Annotated in this window: 16 protein-coding genes; 10 read left to right on the top strand and 6 right to left on the bottom strand. The window is 56.2% G+C overall.

Annotation, left to right across the window (positions count from 1 at the left end; all coding sequences use genetic code 11):
* Positions 1 to 49: 49 nt before the first annotated feature.
* Positions 50 to 1,012: a DUF808 domain-containing protein gene (locus ACR3FC_RS00715; RefSeq protein WP_480472567.1), complete on the bottom strand. Its 963-nt coding sequence runs from the start codon at positions 1,010 to 1,012 to the stop codon at positions 50 to 52.
* Positions 1,013 to 1,193: 181 nt separating this feature from the next.
* On the opposite strand from ACR3FC_RS00715, the gene gap (ACR3FC_RS00710) reads away from it, so the two are divergent.
* The 3 genes from gap (ACR3FC_RS00710) (at position 1,194) to gap (ACR3FC_RS00700) (ending at position 3,497) form a co-directional block, all read left to right on the top strand.
* Positions 1,194 to 2,195: a type I glyceraldehyde-3-phosphate dehydrogenase gene (gene gap, locus ACR3FC_RS00710; RefSeq protein ID WP_480472565.1), complete on the top strand. Its 1,002-nt coding sequence runs from the start codon at positions 1,194 to 1,196 to the stop codon at positions 2,193 to 2,195.
* A 71-nt stretch (positions 2,196 to 2,266) separates the two neighbouring features.
* A complete protein-coding gene (locus ACR3FC_RS00705) occupies positions 2,267 to 2,410 on the top strand; it encodes a hypothetical protein (RefSeq protein WP_480472563.1) in 144 nt (47 codons plus the stop codon).
* Between the two features lie 82 nt (positions 2,411 to 2,492).
* Positions 2,493 to 3,497: a type I glyceraldehyde-3-phosphate dehydrogenase gene (gap, locus tag ACR3FC_RS00700; protein ID WP_480472561.1), complete on the top strand. Its 1,005-nt coding sequence runs from the start codon at positions 2,493 to 2,495 to the stop codon at positions 3,495 to 3,497.
* Here the strand turns inward: gap (ACR3FC_RS00700) and coaD are convergent.
* The 3 genes from coaD to ACR3FC_RS00685 all read right to left on the bottom strand — a co-directional run bounded on the left by coaD (position 3,489) and on the right by ACR3FC_RS00685 (position 5,445).
* A complete protein-coding gene (coaD, locus tag ACR3FC_RS00695; protein ID WP_209596116.1) occupies positions 3,489 to 3,980 on the bottom strand; it encodes a pantetheine-phosphate adenylyltransferase in 492 nt (163 codons plus the stop codon). The genes gap (ACR3FC_RS00700) and coaD overlap by 9 nt on opposite strands.
* A gap of 85 nt (positions 3,981 to 4,065) precedes the next feature.
* A complete protein-coding gene (locus tag ACR3FC_RS00690) occupies positions 4,066 to 4,503 on the bottom strand; it encodes a CBS domain-containing protein (protein WP_480472559.1) in 438 nt (145 codons plus the stop codon).
* 60 nt (positions 4,504 to 4,563) lie between these two features.
* Positions 4,564 to 5,445 carry a LysR family transcriptional regulator gene (locus ACR3FC_RS00685; protein WP_480476727.1) on the bottom strand — a complete coding sequence of 294 codons (882 nt, stop codon included), beginning with the start codon at positions 5,443 to 5,445 and terminating at the stop codon, positions 4,564 to 4,566.
* Between the two features lie 125 nt (positions 5,446 to 5,570).
* On the opposite strand from ACR3FC_RS00685, the gene ACR3FC_RS00680 reads away from it, so the two are divergent.
* Positions 5,571 to 7,070, top strand: a complete 1,500-nt coding sequence (locus tag ACR3FC_RS00680; protein WP_209596112.1) for a CoA-acylating methylmalonate-semialdehyde dehydrogenase — start codon at positions 5,571 to 5,573, stop codon at positions 7,068 to 7,070.
* 239 nt (positions 7,071 to 7,309) lie between these two features.
* On the top strand, positions 7,310 to 7,855 hold the full coding sequence (locus ACR3FC_RS00675; protein WP_480472557.1) for a L,D-transpeptidase: 546 nt from the start codon (positions 7,310 to 7,312) through the stop codon (positions 7,853 to 7,855).
* Positions 7,856 to 7,923: 68 nt separating this feature from the next.
* Here ACR3FC_RS00675 and ACR3FC_RS00670 read toward each other — a convergent pair whose 3' ends face one another.
* Both ACR3FC_RS00670 and ACR3FC_RS00665 read right to left on the bottom strand, forming a co-directional pair.
* The gene (locus ACR3FC_RS00670; RefSeq protein WP_480472555.1) at positions 7,924 to 8,400 is read right to left on the bottom strand and encodes a fasciclin domain-containing protein; all 477 of its coding nucleotides are present in this window, start codon (positions 8,398 to 8,400) and stop codon (positions 7,924 to 7,926) included.
* Between the two features lie 71 nt (positions 8,401 to 8,471).
* A complete protein-coding gene (locus ACR3FC_RS00665) occupies positions 8,472 to 9,323 on the bottom strand; it encodes a class I SAM-dependent methyltransferase (RefSeq protein ID WP_480472553.1) in 852 nt (283 codons plus the stop codon).
* Positions 9,324 to 9,460: 137 nt separating this feature from the next.
* Here ACR3FC_RS00665 and ACR3FC_RS00660 point away from each other — a divergent pair, with 137 nt between their 5' ends.
* The 5 genes from ACR3FC_RS00660 to ACR3FC_RS00640 all read left to right on the top strand — a co-directional run bounded on the left by ACR3FC_RS00660 (position 9,461) and on the right by ACR3FC_RS00640 (position 14,184).
* On the top strand, positions 9,461 to 10,576 hold the full coding sequence (locus ACR3FC_RS00660; protein WP_480472551.1) for a carboxylate-amine ligase: 1,116 nt from the start codon (positions 9,461 to 9,463) through the stop codon (positions 10,574 to 10,576).
* Between the two features lie 110 nt (positions 10,577 to 10,686).
* Complete coding sequence (locus ACR3FC_RS00655; RefSeq protein WP_480472549.1) at positions 10,687 to 11,829, top strand: acyl-CoA dehydrogenase family protein; 1,143 nt, start codon at positions 10,687 to 10,689, stop codon at positions 11,827 to 11,829.
* A 7-nt stretch (positions 11,830 to 11,836) separates the two neighbouring features.
* Complete coding sequence (locus tag ACR3FC_RS00650) at positions 11,837 to 12,877, top strand: 3-hydroxyisobutyryl-CoA hydrolase (protein ID WP_480472547.1); 1,041 nt, start codon at positions 11,837 to 11,839, stop codon at positions 12,875 to 12,877.
* Between the two features lie 3 nt (positions 12,878 to 12,880).
* Entirely contained in the window at positions 12,881 to 13,753 is an 873-nt protein-coding gene (gene mmsB / locus ACR3FC_RS00645; protein WP_480472545.1) for a 3-hydroxyisobutyrate dehydrogenase, read from the top strand.
* 107 nt (positions 13,754 to 13,860) lie between these two features.
* Entirely contained in the window at positions 13,861 to 14,184 is a 324-nt protein-coding gene (locus ACR3FC_RS00640) for a hypothetical protein (protein WP_480472543.1), read from the top strand.
* Positions 14,185 to 14,193 lie beyond the last annotated feature (9 nt).

The following is a 14,193-nucleotide window of genomic DNA, read 5'->3' as shown; positions in this document are numbered from 1 at the left end:
CCCACCTGATCGAGCAAAGGGCGGCCTTGGCCGCCCTTTTCATTTGGGTTCAATGTGTTTTAGTATTCTTTGAAAGCAACGGGGCAACCAGCTTGGTTGCCAACGGGATCAGAACAAACCCCCATGCCAAGCCAAAAACACCGTCCATGGTTGCTTTGGCGATCCACTCGACAACATTCGTCCATTCCTCAGAAACCGTATGCCCAATAGCATAGGCCCAGTCATGGATGTGATGCGCCAGCCAGCCAAAGCCAAGAACTTCCAACCCGTGGATGACGATCGAGCCCCCCACCCACAGCATCGCCGCTGTTCCGACAATGGACAGTGTTTTCATCACCCCGGGCATTGCCTTGACCAACCCTCGGCCCAGACCGCGACCGATAGGTGTCGGCGCGTTCTGCGCCAGATAAAGCCCAACATCATCCATTTTCACGATCAGAGCCACCGACCCATAGACGGCCACCGTCACGCCGATCCCCACAACGGCCAGCGTCGCGGCCTGCATCCATAGGTTCGGGGCTTCGATCGCCGCCAGTGCAATGGTCATAATCTCGGCAGACAGAATAAAATCGGTCTTGATTGCGCCCTTGACCTTCTGCTCTTCCAGATGGCCCGGGTCCCGGTTTTTCATATCCTCTTCAATTACATGGCTACCATGAGGAAACAGGACGTGAAAAATTTTCTCGGCGCCTTCAAAACACAAATATGATCCACCCAGCATCAACAGTGGGGTGATCAGCCACGGGGCGAAATTGGCCAGCAACAAGGCCACCGGCAACAGGAGTATGATTTTGTTGAAAACCGAACCGCGCGCGATACGCCAGATGATCGGCAATTCGCGCGCCGGGGCAAAGCCCTGAACGTATTTTGGTGTTACCGCAGCGTCGTCAATGATTACGCCTGCAGTCTTGGCCCCTGCCTTGCCTGCCGCTGCCACGACATCATCCACCGATGTCGCTGCAACCTTGGCGATCCCGGCCACATCGTCCAACAAGGCCAAAAGACCACTCATCGCGTTTCCTCTCCCGTTCGCTGCCGCATCCGGACCCTACCTGATCCAACGGCTAGCGCAAGCGTTAGCGCAACCGTCGCAGGTTTGCGCTAACACCTTAAAAATATGCCGTTTTTGCCCTTTTGAGATTCCCATTTCGCCGCTATATGGCCCTCAACGCAAGCGCATCAGGAGACGTCACATGACCATCAAGGTCGGTATCAATGGTTTTGGCCGTATTGGCCGCTGCACCCTGTCGCACATCGCCGCGTCGGGGCGTAACGACATCGAAGTGATCAAAGTCAACGCAACCGGCCCATTGGAAACCTCTGCGCATCTGCTGAAATATGACAGCGTTCATGGGCGTTTCCCGCGCGAAGTTTCAATCGAAGGCAACACGATGGATCTGGGTCGTGGCCCAATGCAGATGTTTTCGACCTACGATATGAATGAACTGGACTGGGAAGGTTGTGACGTCGTTCTGGAGTGCACCGGTAAATTCAATGACGGCACCAAGGCCAAAACACATCTGGATCGCGGTGCGGGCAAGGTGCTGCTGTCCGCCCCCGGCAAAAACGTGAACAAGACCATCGTTTTTGGTGTGAACCACAACACCCTGACCGCGAATGACAACATGGTGTCGAACGGCTCCTGCACCACCAACTGCCTGGCCCCGCTGGCCAAGGTTCTGGACGAGGGTGTCGGCATTGAACATGGCATCATGACCACCATTCACGCCTATACCGGAGACCAGCCCACGCTGGACCGTCGCCACAGTGATCTCTATCGCGCCCGCGCTGCCGCAATGTCGATGATCCCGACCTCAACCGGTGCTGCCAAAGCTTTGGGTGAAGTTCTGCCAAACCTGAAAGGCCGTCTGGACGGGTCTGCCATCCGGGTCCCTACCCCGAATGTTTCTGCGGTTGACCTGACATTCCGTGCGTCGCGTGACACCTCGGTGACCGAAATCAACGCTATCGTCGAAGAAGCAGCCAAAGGCCCGATGCAGCGTGTTCTGGGATATGAGCCCGCGCCGCTGGTATCAACCGATTTCAACCACACCGAAGAAAGCTCGATCTTCGCACCCGACCAGACCCGCGTCGTCAATGATCGCATGGTGCGCGTGCTGGCCTGGTATGACAACGAGTGGGGCTTTTCGGTTCGCATGGCAGACGTAGCCGTCGCCATGGGCCGCCTTAACTGACCCTTCGGACTTCGCTTGTACGTTGGTGCCCGCTCAGGTTATCTGAGCGGGCATTTTCATTCGGAACCGACATGAACAATCAAATTGCTATGTGGCTTGGCGTCCTATTGCTTGGGGGCATGATGCTGGACGTGGCCTTGTATGGTACCGAGCACATTTTGTTCCTCGGTAAGAAGCTTTACGACTTTCTGGACTGGCTCGCTTTTTGGCGATGACAGAGGTTTTTCTTGACATTTCTCTTGATCTGTAATTGTTAGCGCTAACTCATATAACTGAGATATTTTTACGGAGCGAACCATGACCCTGAAACTAGCGATCAACGGATTTGGACGGATCGGGCGCGGGGTTCTGCGCGCGGTGATGGAAAGCGGACGTACAGACGTTGAGATCGTCGCGATCAACGACTTGGGCAAACCCGACATGAACGCGCATCTATTCGAGTTTGACAGTGTTCATGGCCGTTATCCCAACCCTGTCACGCTTACAGACGCCGGCATGGATGTGGGGCGCGGCCCGATCCGCCTGAGCAGTGAGCGTGATCCCGAAGACCTGCCTTGGTCTGATATCGACGTTGTTCTGGAATGCACCGGGGTTTTCCGCACCCGCGAAGCAGCGGAACGTCACTTCAAGAACGGATCGCGGAAAGTCCTGATCTCAGCCCCTGCACGGGGTGACGGCGGTGTGAAAACCATCGTCTTTGGTGTCAACGATAACGAACTGACCGCCGACGATCTGATCGTTTCGAACGCATCCTGCACCACGAATTGCCTTTCTCCGGTTGCCGCAGCTTTGGACGCTGGTCTTGGCATCAAACATGGCAACATGACCACCGTTCACGCCTATACCGCCAGCCAGCCGGTGCATGACACGGTTGGAAAAGACCCCTACCTGTCGCGCGCCGCAGCCCTGTCGATGATCCCCACCACAACCGGTGCCGCCGCCGCCGTGGGGCTGGTACTGCCGCAACTCAAGGGCAAATTGACCGGTCAGGCCATCCGGGTACCCACCCCGAACGTTTCGGTCGTTGATCTGGTTGCCGAGGTTTCGCGCCCAACGACCGAAGATGAGGTCAATCAACTTTTCATTGACGCCGCAGCAAAGATCCCTGGTGTTCTGGCGGCGGAAAGCCGTCCTCTGGTCTCGGTCGATTTCAACCACGACTCGCACAGCTCGACGGTGTCACTGGCAGAAACCAAAGTCACCGACGGCACGCTGGTTCGCGTGCTGGCCTGGTATGACAACGAATGGGGCTTTTCGAACCGGATGCTGGATACGGCCGCCTCGATGGGTGCCCTAGCCTAACCGCTCGCGCAGTGCGGCATTGACACGGGGCGTGACAAACTTTGACACGTCCCCGTTCAAGCGGGCAATTTCTTTCACCAGTTTTGAAGCAATCGCCTGATGGCGTGCTTCGGCCATCAAAAAAACAGTCTCGATCGAGTCGTCCAGTGCGCGGTTCATACCAACCATCTGGAACTCATACTCGAAATCCGCGACAGCGCGCAAACCGCGTACAATGATCTGCGCACCGACATCCCTTGCGCAATCGATCAAGAGATTTTCGAAGGGATGAGCGATGATTTCCGTGCCGGTTTGTTCGGTCAGTTCGGCGCATTCGGCCTCGATCATGGCGACGCGCTCTTCCAGCGAGAACAACGGGCCTTTGTCCCGGTTGATGGCGACGCCAATGACCAGTTTATCCACCAATGCCGCCGCCCGGCGAATGATATCGATGTGCCCTATGGTGATAGGGTCAAAGGTTCCCGGATACAAACCAACCCGCATCGCGCCCTCCTGCGCAACAAAATTTCTGCGCAAGCAAACACAACTTTGCTGCAGGTGCAAGTGATTGCTTTGGCACCCCTTGCTGTTAGTGCCCCATTATCATGCCTTCCAGAGCGTCTTTTTCCATCGCCAGTTCGGCCAGTTGGGCCTTTACCACGTCACCAAGTGTGACGATGCCGATCAGTTTACCGTCTTCGACAACCGGCATATGGCGAAAGCGCCCTTCTGTCATGCGGGCCATGATATCCTGAACTGAGGCCTGACGCGTCGTCGTGATCAGATCCTGCGTCATGTAGGATTTTACAGGCTGGTCGAGACAGCCGCTACCGCTGGCGGCAAGCTCGCGGACGATGTCGCGTTCAGACAGAATTCCAATAGCGGTTTCTCCGCCATCGTCCGAAATAACAACCGTCCCGATCCGCTTTTCCGCAAGAATTTTCGAGGCTTCTGAAACTGTCGCCGTTGGCGCCACCGTTACAACGCCGTTTGTCGCTTTGGACGTCAGGATAGCCTGTACCAACATGAAGAATTCCTCCGGAATAATAACACTTATTCCAAAGCGTTGCGCGATTGTGGCGACCTGTCAAGCACCGGCATCTGCTTCCAATCGAAGCACTTCCTCGCGAATGCCGCGCGTTAGGGCATCGGCAAAGCGGTTCAACCGTTCATTGCGCTGATCTCCTTCATGCCGGACCAGATAGAAACTTCGTGTCAGACTCACTTGATCCGTCAGGATTTTCCGTAGCCCCGGATGGAACGGCAACGTAAAGTCATGTGCCACGCAAACGCCTGTTCCCAAACTGACCTGCCGCAATTGCACCGAGACCGAGTTCGATGCAAGCGCGACACGGTCAACCCCAATATCGTTCAGGTAATCCAGTTCGCGGTCAAAGATCATGTCAGGGATGTAACCGATCAACCGGTGCCCCTTGAGGTCAGCGACCGAGTGGATTGGTTCGTGACGTTTCAAATATTCATCGGTCGCGACCATGTGCAGTTTGTAGTCACTGACTTTCTTGACCAAAAGCTGCCCTGCGGTTGGCGCGCTGACGGTCACGGCCATATCGGCCTCGCGACGGGACAAGTTGATAACCCTCGGCAGAGCCAGAATCTGAATATCCAGTTCCGGATTTGAATCACTGATCCTGGCGCAGACCTGGGGCAACAGGTAATTTGCGCTGCCATCTGGCGCGCCGATCCGGATTTGCCCGCTGAGTGATTTCGTGGATCCTGCCACGGCTCCGGCCGCTGCGCGCATCGCCTCTTCTGCATGCAACCCATGCTCCAACAGGCGCTGCCCTGCCGGTGTCAGGACATATCCCTGCTGCGACTTTGTGAACAACGCAGAATCCAGCGTCGTTTCCAATCGCGCAACACGTCGCCCCACCGTAGCGGGATCGATTTTCAGGATACGACCAGCGGAGGAAAGACTTTCCTCTCGCGCCACGGCCAGAAAGATCCGCATATCGTCCCAGTTTGGGGTCACACCGTTAACCTTTGCATTTTTGCAAAACTCTTTTGAGACATTGCCTCTGTTCGCGGGATTTCTGCAAGCCTATTGTGCGCACAAATCTATCGGAGGAGTTATTGATGCAAGATCTGACCCATTTCCTGAACGGCGAAATGGTCGCCGGTACATCCGGTCGTTTCGACAACGTCTACAACCCGGCAACGGGCGAGGTTCAATACAAGTGCCCGATGGCCAGTGCAGCGGAAACCACGGCGGCGATTGAGGCCGCAGCCGCTGCCCAGCCCGAATGGGGCGCAACCAACCCTCAGAAACGTGCACGTGTCATGATGGCAATGGTCGGCCTGATGAACCGCGACATGGACAAACTGGCCGAGGCACTTAGCCGCGAGCACGGCAAGACCATCCCCGATGCCAAGGGCGACTTGCAGCGTGGTCTGGAAGTGATCGAATACTGCATCGGTGCACCGCAGATGCTGAAGGGTGAGTTTACAGACAGCGCAGGCCCCGGCATCGACATGTATTCCATGCGCCAACCACTAGGTGTCGTGGGGTCGATCATGCCCTTTAACTTCCCTGCGATGATGCCCCTGTGGCATGTCGGTCCTGCACTGGCCTGCGGTAACGCCGTTGTTCTGAAACCGTCCGAGCGTGACCCCTCGGTTCCGCTGATGCTGGCCGAACTGTTTGTCGAAGCCGGTCTGCCCAAAGGCGTGTTCCAGGTCGTGAATGGCGACAAAGAGGCCGTTGATACGATCCTCGACAGCGAGATCATTCAGGGCGTCAGCTTTGTGGGGTCTACCCCGATCGCGCAGTATATCTATAGCCGCGCCACAGCAAACGGCAAACGCGCCCAGTGTTTTGGTGGTGCCAAGAACCACATGATCGTCATGCCGGACGCCGATCTGGATCAGGCCGCCGACGCGCTGGTCGGTGCCGGGTTTGGCGCAGCTGGCGAACGCTGCATGGCAATCTCTGTTGCGGTTCCCGTTGGTGAAGAAACCGCGGACAAGCTGATCGAAAAGCTGATCCCACGCGTCGAAAAGCTGAAAGTAGGCCCCTACACCGCTGGTGACGATGTCGACATGGGCCCTGTTGTAACCGCCGCCGCGAAAGAACGTATCCTTGGCCTGATCAATTCGGGTGTCGAGCAAGGCGCAAAGTTGGTTGTCGATAACCGCGACTTCAGCCTGCAAGGTTATGAGGACGGTTTCTTTGTCGGCCCGCACCTGTTTGACCATGTCACTCCGGACATGGACATCTACAAACAAGAGATCTTTGGCCCGGTTCTGTCGACCGTCCGTGCTGGTTCCTACGAAGAGGCGATTGGCCTGGCGATGGACCACGAATACGGCAACGGCACAGCGATCTTTACCCGCGACGGTGACACAGCGCGCGACTTTGCAAGCCGGATCAATATCGGCATGGTGGGCATCAACGTTCCGATCCCCGTTCCGCTGGCTTATCACACTTTTGGTGGTTGGAAAAAATCCATGTTTGGTGATCTGAACCAGCATGGCCCGGACAGCTTCAAGTTCTACACCCGCACTAAAACAGTGACCGCACGTTGGCCGTCCGGCATCAAGGAAGGTGGCGAGTTCAACTTCAAAGCCATGGACTGATTTCAGCCTGCACGACCATGGAACCCGGCCCCATTCAGGGCCGGGTTTTCGCATCTTTCCGCCGACCAGCGTTCAAATTCCCCACGCTCACAAGAAATTCAGGTGCGTCGCTCTGGAAAATTGCGTCCAATGGAAATATCTTGCCGCCAAATACACAGCGAGCAGTGAACTTACCGGAGGCAACCTTGTCCCAATCCCGAATAACCCGTCGTTCCGCCCTACTGGGCGTTGCATCTCTGATGGCGACCCCCGCCCTTGTTCGGGCACAAAGCACTGATGCTTTCCCGCAAACCGAAGACGCGATCAGCACACAGTTGCCGGTACGGCGCAATGTGTCGTCCTTCTCGCAGCAAAACTGGCAGGACCATTTTGATGAGCTGGGCGTAGGCTGCCTGTTGGCCGACATTACCAGCCGCGCGGTTCACTATTGGGCGCCGGATGGCACCTATAAGCTGTACCCCAGCTCTGTGCCCATGAGCGAAGAGCTTACAAAACGCGGCTACACAAAAGTTGTGCGCAAGACCGAGTTTCCAAGCTGGACACCGACTGCCTCGATGCGCGAGCGTGACCCCAACCTGCCTATTCGGATGGAAGGTGGCGATCCAGGCAACCCGCTGGGAACGCGCGCCATGTATCTGGACTGGCCTGCTTATCTCGTCCACGGCACGCACGACACGCGCAAGATCGGTCGTCAGAGCTCGTCAGGATGCATTGGCCTGTACAACCAGCATGTCGAAGAACTGTATCCGCTGGTTAAGGTCGGCACACAGGTTCGTTTGATCTAATCTACCAGCTCAGAAAAGCAAAAGCCCCGGTCATACGCCGGGGCTTTGATCTCTTTAGGAACAGAGCGTCATTCCGGCAGGATAACAGCGTCGACCACGTGGATCACGCCATTGCTGGCTTCAATGTCTGCCTGTATGACCTTGGCGTCATTCACTTTGACGCCGTTTTTGGCATTCACGCTAAGCCGATCACCCTGAACAGTCAGAACCTTGGCGCGCTTGCCAGCAATGTCGCCGGACATCACTTTGGCTGGTACTACATGGTATGTCAGGATCGATACGAGTTGATCCTTGTTCTCCGGCAACAACAACGTTTCCACCGTGCCTTCGGGTAGTGCGGCAAAGGCTTCGTCTGTCGGGGCAAAGACGGTGAATGGACCTTTTCCTTTCAAGGTATCTACCAAACCTGCGGCTTGAACTGCGGCCACCAACGTGTTGAACGATCCGGCTGCTACAGCGGTATCAACGATATCTGCAGCCTGCGCTTTGAGCGGCATGGCAAATGCAAATGCGGCGACGGCACCCATAAAAGTACGACGAAACATGGCTGTCTTCTCCTCTCCAGCTTGTTATGGAAAGGGATACGGGGCTTTCGTCACGCCGGATCAGTCTGAGATCATTTTTCTTTTAGCTGCACCCAGATGCTTTGCGCGCGCCCTTCAGCCAAAAAGGGCAAATCGGCGACGGCATCGAGTCGATCCTGTTGCAGGTAATATCCCGGCCAAAGCATTGAATACGCGCCAGATTGCAGCAAAGCGTGCAGCATGTATTGCTCACCCCAACCCGGGCAGTCATAGAAGAACCGCTTGGGGTATTCGTAGGGCAGAAAAACATCGTGCACATGGATCACCACTCCGGGCTTCAGTGTTGGAATGATGCGGCAAAAAAGATGAGCGACGTCGTTGCTCATCCGCACGACGTGGCTGGAATCAATAAACAGGATGTCGCCGGCTTCCAGCTCTGAAAACAGCGCCGGATCGGCCTCCTCCAGCCGTTTTTGTTCGAACCGATCAACAACATGGACAATGTCAGCGCGGGGATACGGATCGATGGCCGTAATTGTGGTGTTAAACCCGCCATCGATGACCGCCTGCCGGGTTACTCGGGTCGAGTTACCGCATCCAACCTCGATCACCCGCCGGGGCTGAAAGCGGCGGATCATCAGATACAAGGCATCCGCGTCCGGGCTGTCGTAATAGCCGTTTCCGGTACGATAGCCAGTCTGATTGCGCTCTGGATCCTTTAGCGCCTCTAGCGCATTCTTGTGCATGGCGTATTCACTGGCCAGCTGCGAAATATCAAACCCATCCATCCCCGGGGACAAAGCATAGACGGGGCGCGTCAGACCTCCGGCAGCCTCAAAAGCTTCCAACCGTGTGCGCTCATCCTGTTCGGTGACCTTGTCGACCAGTTTCACACCCAGCTCATCCAGGGCGGCGTTGATCTGCGGGAATTTTCTGGGTTTCAAGTCGCTGGCTCCGTAGTCTTTGCTGCGATGTTCCTTACCTTTGCTAGTCGTTCCTCTGCAAGGACAAGCCGGGCAAACCCTTGGCAAAAAGAAAATTTCCGTATTCACTGATCGAAATAACTACCGCGAGGGCCGCCATGCAGCAGGAATTCACGATCGGGATCGAAGAAGAATACCTTCTTGTAGACCGCGACAGCCTCCAATTGTCCGAAGCCCCCGAAGCGCTGATGGAAGCCTGTCAGAATGATTTCGAAGGTCAGGTCAGCCCCGAATTCCTGCAATGCCAGATTGAAGTCGGCACCCGCCCGCATGCAACCGTTGCTTCGGCGCGCGAGGACCTGAAACGCCTGCGGTCCTGTGTATCAGAACGGGCAGCGGATTATAATCTGTCGCCAATTGCCGTGTCGTGCCACCCTTTCGCAAACTGGAAGGATCAGCATCACACCCGAAAGGAACGCTATGATGCGCTGCAACATGCGCTGGGGGGCGTGGCCCGCCGGATGCTGATCTGCGGAATGCATGTTCATGTCGGGGTTGAAAGCCAAGCATTGCGTTCTGATCTGATGCCGCAATTGTCTTACTTCCTGCCGCATCTTCTGGCGTTGTCCACGTCCTCGCCTTTCTGGAATGGCGAGGATACGGGCCTGTCTTCGTACCGCCTGACTGTCTTTGACAATTTGCCGCGCACTGGTCTGCCGCCGGTCTTTGCAAGCTGGGGCGAATATGAACGCACGACAGGTATTTTGATTGAACTGGGGGTCATTGAAGATACCACTAAGATCTGGTGGGACCTGCGCCCCTCGCATCGCTTTCCAACGCTTGAAACGCGGATTATGGATGTCCAGCCAAGGTTGGAGCACACGCTTTCACTTGCCGCCCTTATTCAGGCGTTGACCAGAATGTTGTGCCGCTTGAAAGATCGCAACTTGCGCTGGCGGCAATATGATCGCTTTCTTATAGGTGAAAACCGCTGGCGCGCGCAGCGATATGGTGTGGGCGAAGGATTGATCGACTTCGGCGATCGCTCGATCAAACCCATGTCCGATTTGATCGGTGATCTGATGGGATTGCTGGCCGAAGATGCCGAGGCACTGGGCACAATGTCGGAACTTGCCCGCCTGCGGCAGATTGCCGAAAACGGCACCTCGGCCACACGCCAGCGCCGCGTTCACGCCGAGGCTGCCGCACGAGGAGAAGATCCCGGCAAGGCCGTCGTACGCCACCTGATCGAAGAGTTCCATGCGGATCTTTAGGCACTAACGACAACAGCCCCGTGCCCAGAGCCATTGTTGAACCTGCAAAATTTCTGTAAGAATTCAGAAATAAACAACTGTTCAATTCATTGCCGATGGGAGGGAGCGCCATGGATTTCGCACTCAGCGAGGAACAAACAGCCATTTTCGACATGGCACATGCCTTTGGGCAGGAACATATCGCCCCTTTTGCCCGGCAATGGGAGGCTGATGGAACGATCCCCAAAACCTTGTGGCCCCAAATCGGAGAGCTTGGCTTCGGTGCCCTTTACGTGTCAGAGGCTAGCGGTGGGTCAAACCTGACCCGTCTGGATGCAACCCTGGTTTTTGAGGCCTTATCGATGGCCTGCCCGTCGGTCGCAGCCTTCCTGTCGATCCATAACATGTGCGCCAAGATGCTCGACAATTTTGCCGACGATGACCTCAAGGCGCGCATTATGCCCGATGTTCTGAGCTTGAAAACTGTGCTGAGTTATTGCTTGACCGAGCCCGGCTCTGGATCGGATGCGGCGGCGCTGAAAACACGTGCTGAACGAACCAATGAAGGCTATACGCTGAACGGAACAAAAGCCTTCATTTCAGGCGGCGGATATTCCGACGCTTACGTCTGCATGGTGCGTACCGGTCAGGATGGACCCAAAGGGATATCGACCGTTTACGTTGAAGACGGCACTCCCGGCCTCAGCTTTGGCGCGCTCGAGCAGAAGATGGGCTGGAAAAGCCAACCCACCGCGCAAGTTCAGTTCGACGATTGCAAGATACCGGCCGGAAACCTTGTGGGCACGGAAGGTGACGGGTTCAAATATGCGATGATGGGGCTGGATGGCGGGCGGCTTAACATTTCGGCCTGTTCCCTTGGGGCCGCTCAGGCGGGGCTGGACATGACGCTGCAATACATGTCTGAACGTAAGGCTTTTGGCCAATCCATCGACCAGTTTCAGGCCCTTCAGTTCCGTCTGGCGGATATGGAGATCGAATTGCAGGCCGCGCGCACGTTCCTTCGGCAGGCAGCCTGGAAGCTGGATCAGGGCGCACCCGATGCCACGAAGTTCTGCGCCATGGCCAAGAAATTCGTCACTGAGACCGGATCGAAAGTGGTGGATCAGTGCCTGCAAATGCATGGTGGTTATGGCTACCTTGCTGATTACGGCATCGAAAAGCTTGTGCGTGATCTTCGTGTGCACCAGATATTGGAAGGCACGAATGAGATCATGCGTGTGATCGTATCGCGCCAGTTGCTTGCCAATCGCTGAGGCATCCATGTCAGATATCGATATCCGCACCACAGGCCGTGCCGGGCGTATCACCCTGACCCGTCCTCATGCGCTGAACGCGATGACCTATGACATGTGCATGGCCATCGACACAGCGCTGCGCAACTGGCGCGAGGACGATGAGATCGACCTGATCATCCTGGACGCCGAAGGGGAAAAAGCCTTCTGCTCGGGCGGTGATATTGCTGAACTTTATGAAACCGGCACCAAGGGCGATTTCTCTTACGGTCAGAAATTCTGGCGTGACGAATACCGTCTGAATGCCCTGATCTTCGAATATCCAAAGCCGGTCATCAGCTTTCTTCAGGGGTTCGCGATGGGCGGCGGTGTTGGCATCGGATGCCATGGCAGCCATCGCGTTGTAGGTGAAAGTGCAAAGATAGCCATGCCAGAATGCTCCATCGCACTGGTGCCGGATGTCGGCGGCTCTTTGATGCTGGCCCTTGCACCCGGACGCACGGGTGAGTTTCTGGGGACAACGGGCTATCGGATGGGGCCTGCGGATGCGATCTATGCAGGGTTTGCCGATCTTTTCATCCCACAATCACAATGGTCCGATCTGATCGAGCTGCTCGAAGCCTCTGGAAACGCTGAACTATTGGCTGACCATGCTGATACACCGCCTGTTGGTGAATTGGCGAACTTGCAGGCCCAGATCGATCAGCATTTTTCCGGTGAAACCCTTGGCGACGTTCTGAACAGTCTGCGCAGCGACGACAGTGAGTTTTCGGAAAAAACTCTGGGCATACTGAGGAAGAACGCGCCGCTTTCCGTGGCCTGCACGATCGAGATTCTTCACCGCCTGCGCACCCCTTCTCTGACCATACGCCGAGCTCTGGAGATGGAGTATCGTTTCACCTACCGCGCGATGGAGCATGGAGATTTTCTGGAAGGTATCCGCGCGCAGATCATCGACAAGGATCGCAATCCGAACTGGCAGTTTCCTGACATGAACGTCCCTCTGGTTGCCGTGTCGAAAATGCTTCAGCCCCTGGGTGCGGACGCCCTGACTTTCGAAGAGGATTAAGAGATGCAAATCGGTTTCATCGGACTGGGAAACATGGGCGCGCCAATGGCGGCCAATTTGGCAAAAGCCGGTCATAAGGTACTTGGCTTTGACACAGCGGGCGTGACGGTTGACGGGGTCACTCCGGCCGAAACCGCTTCGGTAGCCGTCGCAGCGGCCGATGCTGTCATCACGATGCTGCCAAACGGTGCGATTCTGAGGGCCGTTGCCGATCAAATCATTCCCGCAATGGCGCAAGGTGCCGTGTTAATCGATTGCTCGACGGTTGATGTGGAAAGCGCGCGGGCAGTTGCGGATCAGGCCATCAACGCCGGACTGTTGTCCGTAGACGCGCCGGTTTCAGGCGGCATCGGTGGTGCTGCGGCTGGCACGCTGACCTTCATGGCTGGCGGATCAGAGGCCGCGTTTGCCAAGGCATCCCCCCTGTTCGACATCATGGGGCAGAAAGCTGTTCACTGTGGTGAGGCCGGTGCCGGCCAGGCCGCCAAAATCTGCAATAACATGATCCTTGGTGTCACCATGATCGCAACCTGTGAAGCCTTCGCCCTAGCCGACAAGCTTGGTCTGGACCGGCAGAAGATGTTTGACGTGGTAAGTACGTCGTCCGGATACAGTTGGACGATGAACGCCTATTGCCCTGCCCCCGGTGTCGGTCCGCAAAGCCCGGCGGACAATGGGTACGCCCCCGGATTCGCGGCCGAGCTTATGTTGAAGGACCTGCGCCTGAGCCAGCAGGCGGCAGAGAGTGCAGATGCAGATACACCGATGGGTCAGGTTGCCACCGCGCTTTATGAGCAATTTGTCGAGAATGAAGATGGCAAGGGACGCGATTTCAGTGCCATGCTGCCACGGTTCGAAAAGCGCGGGCGTGAATAAGACAACTGGCGGCATCTTGCCCAACGATTTGACAGATGTTGGGCAAGCGACCATCTAGGCAGTCATGAACAAAAGGCCCGGCTGGCCAAATCGCAAAGGACGGCGACATGACGAGATTTTTGGTGACGACGGCAACTCTGACGGCTTTGGCCCTTTCCCCGGTTGCCGCGGTTGCAAAGAATAAGGCCGGTCATTGCCCTCCGGGTCTGGCCAAGAAATCCGTTCCCTGCGTGCCGCCTGGTCAGGCAAAGAAAATCTATCGCGATGGTGACTTCATTACCAACGACTACCGTTGGATCAATGACCCCTATCGCTATGGGTTGAACCGAAACTACTCATATGTCCGTGCGGGTGATTACGTGTACCGGGTCGACCCCGAGACACGCAAAGTCCTGAACCTGATCGGCGCGATCGCAGATATCCTGAACTGAGGCCGCGTC

The organism is Ruegeria sp. AF3 (genome assembly GCF_056536285.1).
The sequence above is the reverse complement of the archived record's forward strand: the minus strand, read 5'-3'. Positions and strand labels throughout refer to the sequence as shown.

Bases quoted from the DNA above. Each gene is read 5' to 3' on its own strand.
- ACR3FC_RS00715 (WP_480472567.1), bottom strand. From the start codon at position 1,012: ATGAGTGGTCTTTTGGCCTTGTTGGACGATGTGGCCGGGATCGCCAAG.
- gap (WP_480472565.1), top strand. From the start codon at position 1,194: ATGACCATCAAGGTCGGTATCAATGGTTTTGGCCGTATTGGCCGCTGC.
- ACR3FC_RS00705 (WP_480472563.1), top strand. From the start codon at position 2,267: ATGAACAATCAAATTGCTATGTGGCTTGGCGTCCTATTGCTTGGGGGC.
- gap (WP_480472561.1), top strand. From the start codon at position 2,493: ATGACCCTGAAACTAGCGATCAACGGATTTGGACGGATCGGGCGCGGG.
- coaD (WP_209596116.1), bottom strand. From the start codon at position 3,980: ATGCGGGTTGGTTTGTATCCGGGAACCTTTGACCCTATCACCATAGGG.
- ACR3FC_RS00690 (WP_480472559.1), bottom strand. From the start codon at position 4,503: ATGTTGGTACAGGCTATCCTGACGTCCAAAGCGACAAACGGCGTTGTA.
- ACR3FC_RS00685 (WP_480476727.1), bottom strand. From the start codon at position 5,445: ATGCGGATCTTTCTGGCCGTGGCGCGAGAGGAAAGTCTTTCCTCCGCT.
- ACR3FC_RS00680 (WP_209596112.1), top strand. From the start codon at position 5,571: ATGCAAGATCTGACCCATTTCCTGAACGGCGAAATGGTCGCCGGTACA.
- ACR3FC_RS00675 (WP_480472557.1), top strand. From the start codon at position 7,310: ATGGCGACCCCCGCCCTTGTTCGGGCACAAAGCACTGATGCTTTCCCG.
- ACR3FC_RS00670 (WP_480472555.1), bottom strand. From the start codon at position 8,400: ATGTTTCGTCGTACTTTTATGGGTGCCGTCGCCGCATTTGCATTTGCC.
- ACR3FC_RS00660 (WP_480472551.1), top strand. From the start codon at position 9,461: ATGCAGCAGGAATTCACGATCGGGATCGAAGAAGAATACCTTCTTGTA.
- ACR3FC_RS00655 (WP_480472549.1), top strand. From the start codon at position 10,687: ATGGATTTCGCACTCAGCGAGGAACAAACAGCCATTTTCGACATGGCA.
- ACR3FC_RS00650 (WP_480472547.1), top strand. From the start codon at position 11,837: ATGTCAGATATCGATATCCGCACCACAGGCCGTGCCGGGCGTATCACC.
- mmsB (WP_480472545.1), top strand. From the start codon at position 12,881: ATGCAAATCGGTTTCATCGGACTGGGAAACATGGGCGCGCCAATGGCG.
- ACR3FC_RS00640 (WP_480472543.1), top strand. From the start codon at position 13,861: ATGACGAGATTTTTGGTGACGACGGCAACTCTGACGGCTTTGGCCCTT.